We start from the raw sequence: 17,506 nt of genomic DNA, 5'->3' as shown, positions 1-17,506 counted from the left end.
CCCGCATTCCTGCCGTAGACATTCTGGTAACAAGTTGTTTACGAATCGCGCATACCGCACGCGTACCGTAAATCGCTGGAAATCCTTGCTGGTATTGACTTGTGCGAGGGTCCGGCCCCGCTCGGGCATAGACCGCTCATGCACGCGAACGCACGTTCGAGACACACGTGGCAACACATCTGCACATGCGGTAAGCGGCCTCCGAACAACGGGCGGCGAAAAGATGACGGGGTCAGTACACGCCGGGCAGTAACCGCCACGTCCGTGCGCAGTACGCGTCGTATTCGGCGCCGAATTGCGAACGCAGCAATGCCTCCTCCGAGCGGATCCGCGCAACGAGCGGCACCAGCATCAGCACGACCAACAGCACGCCGACGCCGGAACGGAACACCAACGCCCAGCCGAGCGAATTGACGAGCAGACCGAGATAGCTCGGATTGCGGATGCGGCTGTAGATGCCGCCCGTCACGAGCGTATGGCCCGGCTGGATCGCGACGAGCCCGCTGAAGCGCTTGCCGAGCACGAACACGGGCCAGATGCGCAGCACGCCGCCCGCGATGTACAGCACGACGCCGATCCAGCGCACGGTGTCGCCGCCGAAGGTCCAGACGTCGAGCCGGTCGGTCAGCGCGGGCAAGTACGCAAGCAGGAAGCCGCTCGCCGCGAACGCCGCGAGCACCCAGCGATTGTCGCGGTTCTCGCGCTCGCCGCTGCTCAGGTTGCCTTCGGTGAACAGCGCGGCGACGGCCATCGCGAGCGTCGCGACGACGACGACGATCAACGACGGATGCGAGAAGAACGCGGCGAACCCGCCGCTGCCGAGGACGGCGAGCCCGAGATAGACGAGCGTGGAGACGCTCGACAGGACGACGACCTTGGGAGTAACGGTCATGATGACGGCCTCGCGGGGGCGTGCTTTCCCGTGAAGTATAGGAATTGCACACACCCGGTGCCGTGCGCCGCGGTCATGCGGCGCGCGCGTTCGCGCGCATCGTCGAGCCGCGGGCGGCCGACCGGGCCGATATGGCCGAGGCGGGCGCCCTACAGCGGATCAGCGGATGCGGAAGTGGCCGCCGATTCCGACGCTGACGGGCGGCGCGTAGTACGCGGGCGCATAGCCGTAGCCGTAACCGTAGTAAGCCGGCGCGGGCGCGTAACCGTACGGCGGCGCGACGTAGCAGCCGGACAGGCCGGCGATCAAGGCAAGCGTGATGAGAAGTCTGGACATGGCTCGGTTCTCCGCGCAAAAAACGAACGGCACCGCGCGAAGGCCGTGCCGCCGCGACGGGCGGCGGCCGGCACGAAGGGGCGATCCGCCCTTCCTGTCGCTCGATGAAACAATGCGCGGAGTCTAGCGCCGGGCCTGGCCGGCCGAGTTTCCCGGGCGGTTACACGTGTTACCTGGTGTGACCGCTGAAACACGCTCGGGCGGCACGGCGGTCGGTGGACGGCGGCTGCACCGAGTACGTCGGGCCGTTACACGAAGCGGGCGCGAATGCGCTGCGCGAGCGCTTCGAGCGTCGCCGCGTCGGCGACGTCGCGCGCATGCATCCGCAGCTCCGCGCCTTCCCAGCGCGGAATCACGTGGAAATGCACGTGCGGGACCGTCTGGCCGGCTGCCGCGCCGTTGAACTGGCCGATGAACACGCCGTCCGGATCGAGCGCCGCGCGCACCGCCGCCGCGACGCGCTGCGTCATGCGGATGCCGGCCGCGGCCGCATCGCCGGACAGCTCGAAGATCTGCGCGGCCGGCTCCTTCGGGATCACGAGCACGTGACCGTCGGCCTGCGGCATCAGGTCCATGATCGCGAGCGTCGCGTCGTCTTCGGCGACCTTCACGCACGGCAGTTCGCCGCGCAGGATCCTGGCGAACGGGTTGTTGTTGTCGTAGGACATGGCGTTTTCCGATCTCGGTTGGACAGTGGGACTGGGAGAGAGCAATGCCGGACGATTATCGGCCGATGGCCGGCCCGATATCAACTCGCCCCGACGCGCGACGCCGGCCGACCTGTCGGGTACGCGGCAGCGCGAATGCATGCGGCCGTCATCGCGCGTCACGCGGCTGCGATTGCAACGCCTCGCCCGAACCTGCGACACTGCCGCATCGTTGCCGGCCGGCACGCCACCGAGGATGCTCGCGCATGACGATCCCCCTCAAGAAAGTGATTCTGCGCGCTGTCGCGTTCATGCTCGTTGCCGCGCTCGGCTACACGGGCTACATGCTGTCCCGGCTTGCGCCGATCGCGACCGGCTATGCGGCCAAGGCGCTGTGCTCGGGCGTATTCGTGTCGGGCCGCCCGGCCGCGTCCGTGATCGACGTCGACATCATGGCCGGCGTCCATCCGCTGCTGAAACTGGTGCGCCCGTCGATCGACCCCGACCGTCATCGCGCGGTGGCGACCTTCGCCGGCTTCGCCGAACGCGAAGCCGACTTCCGGCCGGGACTCGGCTGCACGCTCGCGCTCGTGCCCGCGACCGGTGCGGCGGCGGCCACCTTGCCCGTCGCGTTGCCGCCCCTCCCCGATCCGCCGCCCGAGCGACCAGCGCTGCCCGCACCGACCACGCCCCCCGCCGGCATCGACGCCCACAAGCTGCAGGCCGCGCTCGACCGCGCGTTCGACGAACCCGATCCGGCGCGGCCGCGGCGCACGCGCGCGGTGGTCGTGCTGTGGCGCGGCCAGGCGATCGCCGAACGCTATGCGCCCGGCTTCACCGCCGACACGCCGCTGCCCGGCTGGTCGATGACGAAGACCGTGACGGCCGCGCTGGTCGGCACGCTGGTCGCGCGGCACAAGCTGTCGCCGGACGCGTCGGCGTTGCTGCCCGAATGGCGTGGCAGCGGCGATCCGCGCGCGGCCATCACGCTCGACGAGCTGCTGCGGATGACGAGCGGCCTGCAGTTCAACGAGGACTACGACGACCCGCTGTCCGATGTCGCGGTGATGCTGTTCACGCAGCCCGATACCGCGCGGTTCGCATCGGCGAAGCCGCTTGTCGCGACGCCCGGCGCGCAGTGGTCCTACTCGAGCGGCACGAGCGCGATCGTCGCGCGCGTGATGCGCGAAGCACTGGGCGGCAGCGACGCCGACTACCTCGCGTTTCCGCGCCGTGCACTGTTCGCGCCGCTCGGGATGCACAGCGCGGTATTCGAGCCCGACGCGTCGGGCACGCTCGTCAGCGCGTCGTACATGTATGCGAGCGCACGCGACTGGGCGCGCTTCGGGCAATTTCTGCTGCAGGACGGCGTGTGGAACGGACAGCGGCTGCTGCCGGAAGGCTGGGTACGCTACCTGACGCGCGCGACGCCGCAGTCGTCGCGACAGGAATTCGGCGCGCAGCTGTGGGTCAAGGTGCCGGAGCCGTTCAACGATCGCGATCCGCACGCGCGGGCGATGCCGGCCGACGCGTTTCATGCGGTCGGCCATGAAGGCCAGTTCGTGAGCGTGGTACCGAGCCGTCAGTTGGTGGTCGTACGGCTCGGGCTGTCGCGGCCGGAAGCCGCGTGGAATCACGAGGCGTTTCTCGCGCGCGTGCTCGACGCGGTGCCGGCGCCCGGGGCGTGACGGCCGGCCGTTGCCCGCCGGACGCGAGAAAGCGGCGGCAGTGACGCCGCCGCTTCACGCGCTATCTGCACCGCATTACGGATTCGCGCTGCCCGCGTACTGCTTGAAACCCTCGCGCGTCGCGAGGCGTTCGATATAGCGCGACACCGCCGGCAATTCCGGATGTTCGAACGGCGTGCCGAACCAGCGATTCACCGACAGGCCGATCGGAATGTCCGCGAGCGTGAAGGTATTGCCGGCCACGTACGCGCCGGTCTTTTCGAGCTGCGCATTCAGCACCTGCATGTGCTTCGTCCAGCCCGCGATCGACTGCGCGATGCCGTCCGGATCCTGATGGTCGGGCGATTTGCGCACGAGGCCGAGGAATGCGCCGACCCACGAGCGGTTCAGGTCCGAGCCCTGCCAGTCGATCCACTGGTCGACCCGCGCACGCGCCTGCGGCTCGGCCGGATACAGCGCATCGCCGCCGTAGCGGTTCGCGAGATAGCGGATGATCGTGTTCGATTCCCAGAGCACGAAATCGTCATCCTTGATGACGGGTACGAGCGCGTTCGGATTCAGCGCGAGATAGGCCGGATCGTGGGTCGTGCGGAAGCCCGCGCCCCAGTCTTCCTGTTCGAACGGCAGGTTCAGTTCGGTGCACAGCCACAGCACCTTGCGGACGTTGATGGACGGAATCTTGCCGAGGACGTGCAGCATGCAGTCTCCTTGTGAGGTCGGATGCGGCGCATTCGGCGCGCACGACACGCACCGAACGCGTTCATGCGGAATTTATACACGACCTCGCGGGAAACGGCAGGCCGCGGGCGCGAAATCGGCGTGCGGCCGATTCGTCAGGTCGCGCAGCGCGTGCTCGGCCGTCGGGAAGCGGAACATGAATCCGTCCTGATGCAGCCGTGCCGGCACCACGCGCTGCCCGTCCAGCAGCAGCTCGGCCATCTCGCCCATCGCGGCGCGCAACGGCGCGGCCGGCACGTGCAGGAATGCCGGGCGGCGCAGTACCTTCGTCACGATCCGCACGAACGCGCGCTGGGTCAGCGGCGCCGGTGCGACCGCGTTGTAGACGCCGCGCATGCCCGCGTTGGACATCGCTCGCGCGACGATCCGCAACACGTCGTCGCGGTGAATCCAGCTCATCACCTGCGCGCCGTCGCCGAATCGGCCGCCCAGCCCGAAGTAATGCGGCATCAGCATCGGGCGCAACGCGCCGCCCGGGCCGAACACGATGCCCAGCCGCAGCACCACCGCGCGCACGCGGTGGCGCTCGAGCGGTTGCACGGACTGCTCCCACTGCCGGCACAGCTCGGACATGAAGCCGGTGCCGGTGCTGCTGCCTTCGTCGAGCCGTTCGTCGCCCGGCCGCACGCCGTAGTAGCCGATCGCCGACGCCTGGATCCACGTACGCGGCTTGACCTCGGCGGTTTCCACCCAGCGCATCAGCGCCTGCGTGACGCCGACGCGGCTGGCGAGCAGCACTGCCCGCCGGCGCTTGCTCCAGCGTGCGCCCAGCACCGGCGCACCGGCGAGATTGACGACCGTGTCGAAGCGCTCGTGCGGCTGCAACTGGTCGACGGACGTCACGCTGCGCACGCGGCCGTGAAACAGGTAAGCCGCGCGCAACGGATCGCGCGCCAGCAACGTGACCGTATGTCCTGCTTCGAGCAACCGGTTGACGAGCGTTTCGCCGATGAAGCCGGTCCCGCCGGTGACGAGCACGTTGCCCGGCCGCTGCCCCGCGAACGGGTTGGCGGCCGGCGCGCGTGGCGCGATACGGCACGCGGCGATCCCGTCGCGCACGCCCGACACCGTCACGCCGACGGCGAACAGGCCGAGCAGCCAGCCGCGCCAGCCGAGGTCGATCGCGTGCAGCGCGGTGGGCGCGTGCACCCACACGGCGAGCTGCATCGCGATCATGCCGAACAGCGCGCCGCCGTTGACGGCCAGCAGCGTATGCAGCACGCGCTCGGTCGCCGGCAGCTTGCGGCTCTGGTCCTCGACGACGAAATCCCACAGCGTCAGCACCACTTCGACGAGCACGACCGCCGCGAGCGCCGCGACCCACGCGCCGTGAAACGCGACGTTCGCGATCGACGCGAACACGAGGCCGTACAGCACGGACCGCACCGCGTGAATCGCCAGTTCGAGCCGCGCGCGCGGGCTGTGCGGCAGATCCTGCGTGAGTTCGTGGTGGTAAAGCGTATCGAATGCGCCCATCGCGCCCTGCACGATCAGCAGGTCGAGCGCCCAGTCGAAAGCAGGCAACGTGTTCATGCGGTATCCCTCCTCCACAACCAGACCAGCGGCGGCACCATCGCGACGAGTGCGGCCACGTCGATCGCCACGTGCCCCCACACCTGCGCCTGCCACGACAACAGCATGTCCTGCGGCGCCCAGATCAACAGGCCGGCCAGCAGCCAGCCCCACACTTCCCGCTTCCGCAACCGGTTGCCGAGATGGACGAGCGCGAGCATCCAGACTGCGGCGCACTGCACCGTCGCGCCAAGCAGCGACATCCACCAGATCTGCTGGGCGCGCGCGGCGTCGGGCGCCGCGGTCGACCGGAAATGCCACTCGATGCCCCGGTGATACGCGTCGAGCCACGATGCGCCGGCAATCCACGGAATGGCCGCGCCAACGAGCAGGTGCGCGATCGCGGCTGCGTACATCCAGCGCACGACGGTGCGGCGCGGGATGTCGCGTGGCGGGCGATTCGCTGCCGTGCTTTCGGCGTTCCGGCCGAGGCTGCACGCGCCGCCTTCACGGCAGGCTTCCGCGCGATACCCGAGCCAGTGCGATACCGCATACCGGTTGTGGGCCAGGCGGCGATACAGCGGCGCGAACACGGCACGCATCGCCGGCACGCGAAGCAGCGAGGCGAACCGGCGACGCCCAACCAGCGCATGGGCGGCCGCGATCCCGTCGATGCCGGTCAGCATGCGTCCGTCGGGCAGGCGCGCATGCAGTTCGCGATTCAGCGCGGGCAGGTCGACGCCCAGCGGCCCCGGATCGAAACCCGGCTCGGCGATGTCGACGAACGCCAGCCGATGTCGCGCGTCGCGCTCGCCAAGACGCCGGATTTCCGCGACGCATAACGGGCATCGCCCGTCGAAGTAGAGAACCAATTCACTTGCATCCATGCTTTGCACTCCTTCTTGTTATCGCTGGCATCAGGAACCGGTCGATCGACTGCTTTCCCGCGCACGCCGCCGCTCCCGCGCGACGGCGACCGGCTCACATCGGCTTGACGACCATCAGGAAGTAAATGGTCAGCATCGCGAAGAACGCCGGATAACCGAGCCGTTCCCAGCGCTTCGCATAGCGCCAGTAGCGCTCGGGCAACGCGGCGTCGCCGTTCGCGTGCGCGAGCTTCGCCATCGATGCAAGTTCGATCTGCAGCCACACGACCGGCAACCAGCACGCGCCGGCGAGCGCATACAGCACGATCGACGCGAGCAGCCACGGCGTATGCCACGGCCAGCCGGCCGTGTGCGCGAGCCACAGCCCGGACGCCGGCTGGAAGATCACGGCCGGTGTCGTGAACCACCAGTCCGCGCGCACCACGAGCCGCGATATGGCCGCGATCGCGGGCACCGACCGCGTGCGGTTCGCGAAGAACAGATAGAACGCGGTGCCGAAACCCGTGCCGACCAGCAGCACCGAAGACAGGATATGAAGCGCCTTGACGACGAGATAGGTATTCATGCGTGTTCTTCTTCTGAATAGAGGATCAACAGGATGGCGAGAATCGGCACGTTCTTGAGCACGGGGCCGAACGGTTCGGCCAGCAGGCCTGGCATCGTGACCGCGATGACCGCCGAGTACGCGACGATCAGCGCGGCTTGCGCGGCCCACAGGCGCCGCGACGGCGCGACGACGGTCGCGATGCCGAACGCGAAATCCAGCGCGCTGGCCGCGTAAAGCGCGATCAACGCGGGCAGGCCCGTCAGGTGCGCAAGCGCCAGCAGCGCGAGGCTCGCGTGCAGCGGATGGATGAAGGCGCTCGCGATCGCCGTCCAGATCCATACGATCGCGAGCGCGCCCAACAGCAACGGGCGCCGCCACATCGCGAGCGCGTCGCGGCGCAATGCGCCAGCGTCCGCGCCGATGAAGCTGCCGAGGCCGCGCGGCGGCCGGCCCAGCACGGCGGTGGCGGCCGCCGGATCGCCGGTGTTGCCGCCGCGCAGCATCGTCCACGTATCGCGCGTCAGCATCGCCCCCGGCAGCGTGCCCAACAGGGCGGCCGCCGCGCCGACCAGCGGACCCGGCAGCGTCACGCGGGCCGCCGGCGGAAACCCGAGCGCGGCGCGGTAGCAGGCCAGCATCTCGCGGTATTCGACCTCGTCGCCGCCGACCACGTCGATCACGCGGCTGCCCGCCGCCCGCGAATCGCCCGTGTGCTCGACGAGCCGCACCACGACTTCGGCGAGATCGTCGACGTGCACCGGGCGCAGCCGCTGACGGCCGCCCTCTGGCAGTCCATGCACGGGCAGGCTCGCGAGCATCCGGAACAACCGCGCGGACGCGCCGGCCGCCCCGTAGACGAGCGCGGGGCGCACGATGCGGAAGTCGATCGGCAGCGTCTGCAGGAAGCGGTCGGCCGCGTGCTTGCTCGCGAAGTACCGCGTGTCGCCGCGCTCGACGCCGAGCGCCGAGATCTGGATCACACGCCCCACGCCGGCAAGGCAGCATGCGGTAAAGAGCGCGCACGGCGCGGCGCGATGCACGGCGTCGAGCGTCGCGCCGCGTCGATCGGCCAGCATGCCGACCGCGTTGATCACCACGTCGACGCCCTTCAGCCGCGCGCGCCACGCTCGAGGATCGACGTCCCGCGCGAAGTCGATCGCGACGTCGTGCGGGCCGGCCGCGCGGCGCACGCCGCGCAGCACGCGATGCCCGCCGCCTTCGAGCCGCGCGCACAGCGCCTGCCCGATGAAACCGTTCGCGCCGCACACGAGCACGGTCATGCCGCGTGCGCCGGTGCGATCGGGCGAACAGGTCGATGGCAACGCTGCGTTCATGCTCATCCTCTATTTACAGTTATTTCTGTACAGACAGAAATAAAAACCCCGAAAAAAGCGGGCTGCGTGCCCGCTCTGCCGTGACCGCTTACTTCGACGGCTTGCGCCTGACCGTCTGGCTGATCTTCGCGCCGATGCCGAGCGCCTTCATCAGCGTATCGGGCTTGAGCCGCAGCATTTCGTCGGACCAGGTCGTGAGCGTCTCGACGAACTGCAGCGTGTCGCGAATGCGCTGTTCGGTCTCGCGGCTCTCGTTCGCGATGTCCGGATTCGTCAGGCACTCGCGCAGCACCGTGAGCGTCGGCTCGATCTCGCGTTGCCGCCGCCCTTCGACGATCAGCTTGAACAACTCCCAGATGTCGGTCGACGTCTCGAAGTGGTCGCGGCGATCGCCCAGCACGTGCACGACCTTCGCGAGCCGCCACGCCTGCAGCTCCTTCAGGCTCGTGCTGACGTTGGAGCGTGCGACGTTGAGCGTCTCGGCGATCTCGTCGGCCGCAACCGGCCGTCCGGCCAGGTAGAGCAGCGCGTGAATCTGCGAGACAGTACGGTTGACGCCCCACCGCGAGCCCATTTCGCCCCAGTGAAGAATGAATCGTTCGGCAATCGGTGTGAGTTCCATGGTGGGGAATTTAGATATTTCAGTTATTTCTGTCAAGAGAGAAATAACTGGGCGATCCGACGCCTTCCGGCCGCGCCCGCCCGCGATCGGCCGCTTCCTTTACAATGCGCGGGATTTTTCCGATTTCAGGCCGTCCCCGCCTTTCTGATAGACAGAGGTTTCCATGATCATCAAACCGCGCGTGCGTGGCTTCATCTGCGTGACGACTCATCCCGTCGGCTGCGAAGCCAACGTCAAGGAACAGATCGACTACGTGACTTCGCACGGCCCGATCGCCAATGGCCCGAAAAAGGTGCTCGTGATCGGCGCGTCGACCGGCTACGGCCTCGCCGCCCGGATCTCGGCCGCCTTCGGCTCGGGCGCGGACACGCTCGGCGTGTTCTTCGAGCGCGCCGGCAGCGAAACGAAGCCGGGCACGGCAGGCTGGTACAACAGCGCCGCGTTCGAGAAATTCGCCGCGGAAAAGGGGCTGTATGCGCGCAGCATCAACGGCGACGCCTTCTCCGACAAGGTCAAGCAGGTCACGATCGACACCATCAAGCAGGATCTCGGCAAGGTCGACCTGGTCGTCTACAGCCTCGCGGCGCCGCGCCGCACGCACCCGAAGACGGGCGAAACCATCAGCTCGACGCTCAAGCCGGTCGGCAAGGCCGTCACGTTCCGCGGCCTCGACACCGACAAGGAAGTGATCCGCGACGTGTCGCTCGAACCGGCGACGCAGGAAGAGATCGACGGCACCGTCGCGGTGATGGGCGGCGAGGACTGGCAGATGTGGATCGACGCGCTGGCCGAGGCCGGCGTGCTGGCCGACGGCGCGAAGACCACCGCGTTCACGTACCTCGGCGAGAAAATCACGCACGACATCTACTGGAACGGCTCGATCGGCGAAGCGAAGAAGGATCTCGACAAGAAGGTGCTGTCGATCCGCGACAAGCTGGCCGCGCACGGCGGCGATGCCCGCGTGTCGGTGCTGAAGGCCGTCGTCACGCAGGCCAGCTCGGCGATCCCGATGATGCCGCTGTACCTATCGCTGCTGTTCAAGGTGATGAAGGAAACCGGCACGCACGAAGGCTGCATCGAGCAGGTGTACGGCCTCCTGAAGGACAGCCTGTACGGCGCGACGCCGCACGTCGACGAGGAAGGCCGCCTGCGCGCGGATTACAAGGAACTCGATCCGCAAGTACAGAACAAGGTCGTCGCGATGTGGGACAAGGTGACGAACGAGAACCTGTACGAGATGACCGACTTCGCCGGCTACAAGACCGAGTTCCTGCGCCTGTTCGGCTTCGAGATCGCAGGTGTCGACTACGACGCGGACGTGAACCCGGACGTGAAGATCCCGGGCATCATCGACACGACGGTCTGACGGCACGACCCGCCGCCGCGCGTGCGGCGGGCTCGCATTGCCGGCGGCGTCAACGCGGCGCCGGCTCTTCCAGATAGACGCCCGACGACAGCGCGGCCTTCACCTGCCGCGTGAATTCGTCGGTCGACACCTCCTCCGCCCCCGCTTCGATGGCGTCGTACGCCTGGCGCACGACGTCGGCCGGCGTGGCCTTCGGCACGTCGAGGCCGGCCGTCAGGTCGGTATCGATGAAGCCGGCATGCAGCCCGACCACCTGCGTATGCTGCTCGCGCAGCGAATGGCGCAGCCCGTTGGTCAGCGCCCATGCGGCCGATTTCGACACGCCGTAGCCCGACAGGATCGGCCGGTTCACCCAGCTCGCGACCGACAGGATGTTCAGGATCGCGCCGCCGCCGTGCGCCGCGAGGGTTCCCGCAAACGCTCGCGACATCGCCAGCATCCCGAACACGTTCGTCTCCAGGTGCGCGCGTAGTGCGTCGACGGCGCCGTCGTCGGTTAGGCTACCGAGCCGCGCGATGCCGGCGTTGTTGATCAGCAGCGTGACGTCGCGCGCGGCATCGGCCGCCGCGGCCACCGCCGCCGGATCCGTCACGTCGAGCTTCACGGGCACGACGCCCGGCAGCGTCACGCTGGCCGGATCGCGCGCCGCCGCATAGACCTTGCGCGCCCCTCGGGCGAGCGCCTGCTTCGCAAACTCGAGCCCCAGCCCGCGGTTCGCGCCCGTGATGAAAACGACTGCACCTTCGATCTTCATGATCGTTCCTTTCGCATGATGAATCGCCTGCGCGCCGGCTCGCCACGCGCTTGAGATCCGGTGAAAAACGAGGCTGCCGTCGCGAGCCGAGCCGTTGCGCCGCCGGTGGCGAACGACGAGCCGTCCATCCGCTGCCGGTCATGGCCCGCGACGTCGCAAACGTCGACCGATTGCCATCCCTGCCCCCGACTTGGCTTTGCGTTGCCTGCCAAGTCGGCTACACTCGATGTCAATGGTGATCGCCATCGTCTTTGCGATGCATTGTGTTCGCACCGGACGATCATGTCAATGGCGATCACCATTGTGTTTTTCAATCGATACGATCGGCAACGATCAGGGAGAGATCGATGGGCGTATCCAGACAGCAGGCTGCCGAGAACCGAAGCGCGATCGTCGCGGCCGCCGAGCGGCTGTTTCGCGTGCGCGGCGTCGATGCGGTGGGATTGACGGAGCTGATGAAGGAGGCCGGCTTCACGCAAGGCGGGTTCTACAACCACTTCAAATCGAAAGACGCGCTGGTCGCCGAAGTCATGGAAAAGGCGATGCGCGACCGCGCGGATTCGCCGAGCGCCGGCAATCTCGACGCGCAGGTGGCGGCGTATCTGTCGCCCGCGCATCGCGACAACGTCGAGGCCGGGTGTCCGCTGTCCGGCTTCGCGGGCGATGCACCGCGGCTGACCGATACGGCGCGCGCATGCTACGCGCACGGGCTCGCCGCGTATCTCGATCGACTGGAACGGATGGTGGCAACCGACGGCGCCGCGCCGGAGCAGACGCGTCGCGACGCGCTTGCGGCCTTCAGCCAGATGGTCGGTGCGCTCGTGCTGTCCCGCGCGATCGCCGGCAGCGATCCCGCGCTGGCCGACGAAATTCTGGACGCGGGGCGGGACGCGCTGACCGGCCGACGCGGCGATCCAGTCGCGTCGGCGTAACGGCGCGCGTTTCGTCGCGCCGCCGCCGTCCTGGTCGCACTATTCGATTGCCCGCGCGGCATCCCACAGCGGCTGCGTGCCGCGCGCCGCATTCCACGCGGCGAACTGCGTGCGCCACGATTCGAACGGTTGCGCGAGCGGATGGCGCGGATCGCCGCTGAGCGAATACGCCATCCCTTCGATCAGCCAGCGCGGCTTGGTCAAGACGGCGAGGTTGCCGAGCACTTCGGCCTGGCGATGATGGATCAACTCGTGCGCAAGAAAGTAGGTCTGCCAGCCGCGCGGCGCGATCACGATGCCGAAATCGCCGAGCGTCAGCGCCGCGCGCGTGCCGAGGCCGAACGCATCGGCGCACGCACGCGTCGCGCAGAACACGATGCGCGGTGCGGCGCGGAACGCGCCGACGGCCGCCGCCGCGCGCGCGGCGCCGTCGCGGTAGAGCTGCTGCGCGGCGCCGAGCGTCGCGACATCGTCCGTGCAGATGTCGGCGCTCGGGCACGACACGCCGGGAACCAGCGCGGGCGCGACGACGCGCAGCGGTTTGACGAGCGCGTACGCGGCAATCGGCAGCGCGACGAGCAGGCCCGCGAGGGCGAAAGCGATAGGGGCGCGTTTCATCGAGGCGGCGGTTTGACGGATGCCATCACGCGAGCTGCTTGTGGAAATACGTCGTCGCGCAGAGCGCGCCGTCGGGCATCAGCGCGTAGTTCGGCACGACGCCCACGCGTTGCCAGCCGGCCCGCTCGTACAGCCGCTCGGCGTCGCCGCCCGTCACCGTGTCGAGCACGAGCACGGTCTTGCCCGCATCGCGCGCGGCCGCGTCGGCCGCCGCCATCAGCCGCGCGGCGATGCCCTGCCGGCGCGCGTGTCGCGACACGAGCATCTTCGCGACGTCCGCGCGATGCGGCTGGTTCTCGGGCTGCGCGGTCACGAGCTGCACGGTGCCGACGATGCGGCCCGACGCATCCTCGGCGACGAGCAGGATGCGCTCGTCGTTCGCGACGCCCTCGGCCACGCGCGTCCAGAATGCGACGGCGGTCGGCCGCTCGATCGGCAACATGAAGCTGACGGATGCGCCGCCTTCGACGCAATCGATCAGCACGTCGGCCAGCGCATCGACACAGGCCATCGCTTCGCTCGCGCCGAGGCGGCGGACGGTAACAGGTTCGGTCATGCCCTCTCCGGTAGTCAGATGGGCCGCATGCACGGGTGCGGCATGGGCCGGAATCGGAACGCACGCCGGCCGGGTATCGAGGCTCGCGCGACGGCGGCAGGCGTCCGGTAACGTGGCGCCCGATCGGCGCGTGTTACCGCCCCATCATCGTACGCGACGGAAATTTTCGTTGCATCGGTTTCGACATCGCCTACACTTAGCCGAATGGATAACATTCAACCCGGCATCAGCGACGTGTTCCATGCCCTCGCCGATCCGACGCGCTGCGCGATCGTCAGCGCGCTCGGCCACGGCGAGCGGACCGTCTCCGCGCTGGCCGCGCCGTTCGACATGGCGCTGCCGTCGTTCATGAAGCATGTCGCCATGCTCGAGCGCAGCGGCCTCGTGGCGACCCGGAAAACCGGCCGCTCGCGCACCTGCGCGCTGGTCGGCAGCCGGCTGACCGAGGCCGAGGCATGGCTCGCCGCGCAGCGCGCGCAGTGGGAAGCGCGATCCGATCGTCTCGTCGAATTCGTCGAACGCCGTCACCAGGAGGAGCAAGATGTCCGCAAGCCACGTCGAACCCGCTGAAGCCCACGATCTCGTCATCACGCGCACGTTGCGCGCGCCGCGCCACGCGCTCTGGCGCGCATGGACCGACCCCGAACTGCTGAAGGAATGGTGGTGTCCGAAGCCGTGGACCACCGAGGTACGCGCGTTCGACCTGCGGCCGGGCGGCGCCTTCCATACGTTCATGCGCGGCCCCGACGGCGGCACGAGCGACAACCCCGGCTGCTTCCTCGACATCGTGCCGGAATCGCGCATCGTGTTCACGTCGATGCTCGCGGGCGGCTGGCGGCCGCAGGCGCCATGGCTGGGCTTCACGGCGATCGTCACGATGGCCGACGACGACGCGGGCAGCCGCTACGAGGCGCGCGTGATGCATCCCGACGCCGCGACGCGCGAGCGCCACGAAGCGCTCGGTTTTTTCGAGGGCTGGAACACCTGCATCACGCAGCTCGACGCGTTCGCCGCCACGTTGCGCTGAACGCCGCCTCGCGCGCGGTCATTGCATGCCGCCGCGCCCGCGCCTAGGATTCCTGAAGGAAGCACGACGACACGCCGAGCGCCGGCGTGCACCGTCGCGCGCTTGGCGGGAGGCGACATGTTGCACACGCACACACATTCGACCCGGGTCAGCCGGCACCTGAACGCCCCGCGCGGACGCGTCTACCGCGCGCTGCTCGACCCGCACGCGGTCGAACAGTGGAAGGTGCCCGACGGCATGACCTGCCGCGTCCATGCTTACGACACGCGCGAAGGCGGCGCGCTGCGCGTGTCGCTGAGCTACGACGCGCCGTCGGCCGGCACCGGCAAGACCACCGCGCGCACCGACACCTATCACGGCCGCTTCGTCACGCTCGTGCCGGACCGGCAGATCGTCGAGATCGATGTATTCGAAACCGACGACCCGATGCTGCGCGGCGCGATGACGATCACGATCACGCTGTCCGACGAAGCGGGCGGCACGCGCGTGGACGCGGTGCATGACGGCGTCCCGCCCGGCGTGCCGGCCGCCGACAACGAGACCGGCTGGCAGATGGCGCTGGCGCGGCTCGCGGCGCTGGTGGAGGCCGGATGACGCCGCGCAAGCGCATCAGCCGAGCCGGTACACCCGCGTAGCCGTGCCGCGGAACAGCGCGTCGCGCTCGTCGGCGCCGGCCTGCGCGGTCAGTCGCTTGAACGCGTTCCAGCCGTTCACGAACGCATACGATCCCTTGTCGACCGGGAAATTGCTCTCGAACATGCAGCGCCCGGGGCCGAATGCGTCGATGCAGGTCATCATCCACGGCTTCCACGCATCGGCGAGCTGCGCCGAGGACGGTGGCTTCGCGCCTTTCTCGAAATCGAACCCGTTGATGCGCATCCCGAGGCCGCCGACCTTCACGTACACGTTCGGCAATTGCGCGAGCGTGCGCATCGACGTCGACCAGCGCGCGAACACCTCCGGCCGCTTGTCCGCATAGCTGCCGATCCGCACGACACCGCCGCAATGATTGACGACGATCCGCGTGTCCGGGTTCGCTTTCGCGAGATCGAACAGTTCGGGTAACTGAGGGAAAAACAGCCATGCGTCGTACGACAGCCCGAGCGGCGCGAGCTGCGCGACGCCGGCCCGGTACGCGGGATCGAGCAGCAGCCCGCGCGGCACTGCCGACAACGGATTGGCGAGCGTCGGATCGGCATCCCACGTGCTCAGGTGCCGCACGCCGCGAAACCGCCCGCGCCCGACTTCTACATGCGCTTCCAGCACGTCGCGCACGCGTTCGCCGAGCCGCAGGTCCGCATGGCCGACGATGCCTTTCGCGACGGCCACGGGGCCGTGCTGCAGCGGCTCGGTCACGCCGGCGACATAGGCCGTCTCGCCTACCGGCTTCAGTTCCGCCGGGCCTGAATCGCGATAGCGCGTCTGCGCCTGCATGTAGACGGACGCCTGGATGTTGTGGCCCGAGCGTGCGTCCTGCAGATAGTCGTCGAGCATGTAGATCCAGCCCGGCCGTTCGTAGAAGTGATGATGCGCGTCGACGATCGGCAGGTCGGGCTCGAGCGCCGGTTCGAGCGCCGACGCGAGCCAGTCGGGACGGACCGCGAGGTAGTTGCTTTGCGTCATGCGGGGAGCTCCGTCGTGGGCCGGCGTGTCGGCGAACGTGGGCAGCGCGAGCGATGCGGCGGTCGCACCGATCAACCGGCGCCGTTTGATCGAAAAGGTCATGTCATTCGCTCCGGTCGAACGCGTACAGCGACAGCGTGAGCAGTGTCGTGATCGCCAGGACGATCGCGAGGCCGAGCATCCCGGCCGTGAACGTGCCGAAGCCGTCCTTCAGGTAGCCGACGAGATAGGGGCCCGCGAAGCCGCCGAGCGCGCCGATCGAATTGATCAGCGCCAGCCCGCCGGCCGCGGCCTGGCCGGACAGGAAGCGCGACGGCAGCGTGTAGAAGATCGTGCGGCCGGCAATCGTGCCGATCAGCGCGAGCGTGATGCCGACGAGCGCCGGCCCGAGGGTCAGGAAATGCGTCGACACGCCGAGCGCCACCGCGCCGATGAGCAAGCCGATCGCCAGGTTCGCGACCGGACCGCCGCGACGGTCCACCCGCTTCGCCCACCACAGCAGCGCGACCGTTGCGAAGAAGTAAGGCACCGCGGACAGCCAGCCGGTCTGCATCGTCGACATCCCGTGTGCCTTCAGCATTTGCGGCAACCAGATGCCGATTCCGTACGAGCCCATCGTGAAGCCGAACGAAATCAGCGCGAGCACGTACACGCGCACGTCGCGCAGCGCGACGCCGAAGCGCTTCTTGCGGCCGGCCGCCGCGCCGTCGCGCTCGAACGCACGCTGCAGCGCGGCACGCTCGTCGTCCGACAGCCACGCGGCATTCGCCGGCGAATCGGACAGCAGCTTCAGCACGAGGAAGCCGAGCGCGCACGCGGGCAGCCCTTCGACGATGAACATCCATTTCCAGCCGGCGAGTCCGAGCGTGCCGTCGAGCTGCAACAGCCACGTCGACAGCGGGCCGCCGATCAACGACGACAGCGGCGTCGACACGGTGAACCACGCGAGCACGCGCGTGCGGTAGCTCGCGGGAAACCACACGGCGAGGAAGAAGATCACGCCGGGAAAGAATCCGGCTTCGCCGATGCCGAGCAGCAGCCGGATCGCATAGAAACTCGTCGGCCCGGTCGCGAGCGCGGTCGCGGCCGCCGTCAATCCCCACGTGATCATGATCCGGGCGAGCCAGCGGCGCGCACCGAAGCGGTACAGCGCGAGATTGCTCGGCACTTCGAACACGCAGTAGCCGGCAAACATGATCCCGGCGCCCCAGCCGAACTGCGTGGCGGTCAGCCCGAGATCGCGATTCATCGTCAGCGCCGCGAAGCCCACGCTCGTGCGGTCCAGATAGTTGAAGAAATACGCGAGCGCGAGCAGCGGGATGAAGCGCCACGCGGCCTTGCGCACCGCGCGTTGCTCGATCGACGCGTCGGCCTCGCGATCGGCGGCCAGCGCCGGGGAAGCGGATGTCATGGTTGTCTCCGTGGAT

20 protein-coding genes are annotated in these 17,506 nt (G+C 68.5%); 6 read left to right on the top strand and 14 right to left on the bottom strand.

Annotation, left to right across the window (positions count from 1 at the left end):
• Nucleotides 1-232: 232 nt before the first annotated feature.
• The 3 genes from WT53_RS12240 to WT53_RS12235 all read right to left on the bottom strand — a co-directional run bounded on the left by WT53_RS12240 (nt 233) and on the right by WT53_RS12235 (nt 1,896).
• Nucleotides 233-892 carry an isoprenylcysteine carboxylmethyltransferase family protein gene (locus WT53_RS12240; RefSeq protein WP_059780081.1) on the bottom strand — a complete coding sequence of 220 codons (660 nt, stop codon included), beginning with the start codon at nt 890-892 and terminating at the stop codon, nt 233-235.
• A 159-nt stretch (nt 893-1,051) separates the two neighbouring features.
• On the bottom strand, nt 1,052-1,228 hold the full coding sequence (locus tag WT53_RS33835) for a hypothetical protein (RefSeq protein ID WP_179949012.1): 177 nt from the start codon (nt 1,226-1,228) through the stop codon (nt 1,052-1,054).
• Nucleotides 1,229-1,476: 248 nt separating this feature from the next.
• Nucleotides 1,477-1,896, bottom strand: coding sequence for an HIT family protein (locus tag WT53_RS12235; protein ID WP_034206003.1), 420 nt, complete (start codon nt 1,894-1,896; stop codon nt 1,477-1,479).
• A 245-nt stretch (nt 1,897-2,141) separates the two neighbouring features.
• Here WT53_RS12235 and WT53_RS12230 point away from each other — a divergent pair, with 245 nt between their 5' ends.
• Entirely contained in the window at nt 2,142-3,563 is a 1,422-nt protein-coding gene (locus WT53_RS12230) for a serine hydrolase (RefSeq protein ID WP_060259998.1), read from the top strand.
• Nucleotides 3,564-3,638: 75 nt separating this feature from the next.
• Here the strand turns inward: WT53_RS12230 and WT53_RS12225 are convergent, their stop codons facing one another.
• The 6 genes from WT53_RS12225 to WT53_RS12200 form a co-directional block, all read right to left on the bottom strand.
• Nucleotides 3,639-4,262, bottom strand: a complete 624-nt coding sequence (locus tag WT53_RS12225; RefSeq protein ID WP_034206001.1) for a glutathione S-transferase family protein — start codon at nt 4,260-4,262, stop codon at nt 3,639-3,641.
• Nucleotides 4,263-4,334: 72 nt separating this feature from the next.
• Nucleotides 4,335-5,834, bottom strand: a complete 1,500-nt coding sequence (locus WT53_RS12220) for a TIGR01777 family oxidoreductase (RefSeq protein ID WP_060259995.1) — start codon at nt 5,832-5,834, stop codon at nt 4,335-4,337.
• The gene (locus tag WT53_RS12215; RefSeq protein ID WP_060259993.1) at nt 5,831-6,700 is read right to left on the bottom strand and encodes a thiol-disulfide oxidoreductase DCC family protein; all 870 of its coding nucleotides are present in this window, start codon (nt 6,698-6,700) and stop codon (nt 5,831-5,833) included. The genes WT53_RS12220 and WT53_RS12215 overlap by 4 nt, the downstream gene beginning before the upstream one ends.
• Before the next feature lie 94 nt (nt 6,701-6,794).
• Nucleotides 6,795-7,265: a DUF2269 domain-containing protein gene (locus WT53_RS12210; RefSeq protein ID WP_059780085.1), complete on the bottom strand. Its 471-nt coding sequence runs from the start codon at nt 7,263-7,265 to the stop codon at nt 6,795-6,797.
• Nucleotides 7,262-8,581, bottom strand: a complete 1,320-nt coding sequence (locus WT53_RS12205) for an SDR family oxidoreductase (RefSeq protein WP_059780216.1) — start codon at nt 8,579-8,581, stop codon at nt 7,262-7,264. The genes WT53_RS12210 and WT53_RS12205 overlap by 4 nt, the downstream gene beginning before the upstream one ends.
• Before the next feature lie 88 nt (nt 8,582-8,669).
• Nucleotides 8,670-9,203, bottom strand: coding sequence for a GbsR/MarR family transcriptional regulator (locus tag WT53_RS12200; protein ID WP_034205998.1), 534 nt, complete (start codon nt 9,201-9,203; stop codon nt 8,670-8,672).
• A 163-nt stretch (nt 9,204-9,366) separates the two neighbouring features.
• On the opposite strand from WT53_RS12200, the gene fabV reads away from it, so the two are divergent.
• Complete coding sequence (fabV, locus tag WT53_RS12195) at nt 9,367-10,569, top strand: enoyl-ACP reductase FabV (protein WP_034205997.1); 1,203 nt, start codon at nt 9,367-9,369, stop codon at nt 10,567-10,569.
• Between the two features lie 49 nt (nt 10,570-10,618).
• Here fabV and WT53_RS12190 read toward each other — a convergent pair whose 3' ends face one another.
• A complete protein-coding gene (locus tag WT53_RS12190) occupies nt 10,619-11,323 on the bottom strand; it encodes an SDR family oxidoreductase (RefSeq protein ID WP_034205996.1) in 705 nt (234 codons plus the stop codon).
• Between the two features lie 347 nt (nt 11,324-11,670).
• On the opposite strand from WT53_RS12190, the gene WT53_RS12185 reads away from it, so the two are divergent.
• On the top strand, nt 11,671-12,255 hold the full coding sequence (locus tag WT53_RS12185) for a TetR/AcrR family transcriptional regulator (protein ID WP_060259990.1): 585 nt from the start codon (nt 11,671-11,673) through the stop codon (nt 12,253-12,255).
• A gap of 39 nt (nt 12,256-12,294) precedes the next feature.
• Here WT53_RS12185 and WT53_RS12180 read toward each other — a convergent pair whose 3' ends face one another.
• Both WT53_RS12180 and WT53_RS12175 read right to left on the bottom strand, forming a co-directional pair.
• Entirely contained in the window at nt 12,295-12,873 is a 579-nt protein-coding gene (locus WT53_RS12180; RefSeq protein ID WP_034205994.1) for a membrane protein, read from the bottom strand.
• A 25-nt stretch (nt 12,874-12,898) separates the two neighbouring features.
• Nucleotides 12,899-13,429 carry a GNAT family N-acetyltransferase gene (locus tag WT53_RS12175; RefSeq protein WP_060259987.1) on the bottom strand — a complete coding sequence of 177 codons (531 nt, stop codon included), beginning with the start codon at nt 13,427-13,429 and terminating at the stop codon, nt 12,899-12,901.
• A 204-nt stretch (nt 13,430-13,633) separates the two neighbouring features.
• Here WT53_RS12175 and WT53_RS12170 point away from each other — a divergent pair, with 204 nt between their 5' ends.
• The 3 genes from WT53_RS12170 (at nt 13,634) to WT53_RS12160 (ending at nt 15,050) form a co-directional block, all read left to right on the top strand.
• Nucleotides 13,634-13,999 carry a helix-turn-helix transcriptional regulator gene (locus tag WT53_RS12170; protein WP_060259986.1) on the top strand — a complete coding sequence of 122 codons (366 nt, stop codon included), beginning with the start codon at nt 13,634-13,636 and terminating at the stop codon, nt 13,997-13,999.
• The gene (locus WT53_RS12165; protein ID WP_060259983.1) at nt 13,971-14,456 is read left to right on the top strand and encodes an SRPBCC family protein; all 486 of its coding nucleotides are present in this window, start codon (nt 13,971-13,973) and stop codon (nt 14,454-14,456) included. The genes WT53_RS12170 and WT53_RS12165 overlap by 29 nt, the downstream gene beginning before the upstream one ends.
• Nucleotides 14,457-14,573: 117 nt before the next feature.
• Complete coding sequence (locus WT53_RS12160; RefSeq protein WP_059821935.1) at nt 14,574-15,050, top strand: SRPBCC family protein; 477 nt, start codon at nt 14,574-14,576, stop codon at nt 15,048-15,050.
• Nucleotides 15,051-15,065: 15 nt separating this feature from the next.
• Here the strand turns inward: WT53_RS12160 and WT53_RS12155 are convergent, their stop codons facing one another.
• Together WT53_RS12155 and WT53_RS12150 are read right to left on the bottom strand one after the other, a co-directional pair.
• A complete protein-coding gene (locus WT53_RS12155) occupies nt 15,066-16,181 on the bottom strand; it encodes an amidohydrolase (protein WP_034205990.1) in 1,116 nt (371 codons plus the stop codon).
• Between the two features lies 1 nt (nt 16,182).
• A complete protein-coding gene (locus WT53_RS12150) occupies nt 16,183-17,490 on the bottom strand; it encodes an MFS transporter (RefSeq protein WP_060259980.1) in 1,308 nt (435 codons plus the stop codon).
• Nucleotides 17,491-17,506: the final 16 nt, after the last annotated feature.

The organism is Burkholderia sp. MSMB2157WGS, from assembly GCF_001532755.1.
Lineage (GTDB): Bacteria > Pseudomonadota > Gammaproteobacteria > Burkholderiales > Burkholderiaceae > Burkholderia.
The sequence above is the reverse complement of the archived record's forward strand: the minus strand, read 5'-3'. Positions and strand labels throughout refer to the sequence as shown.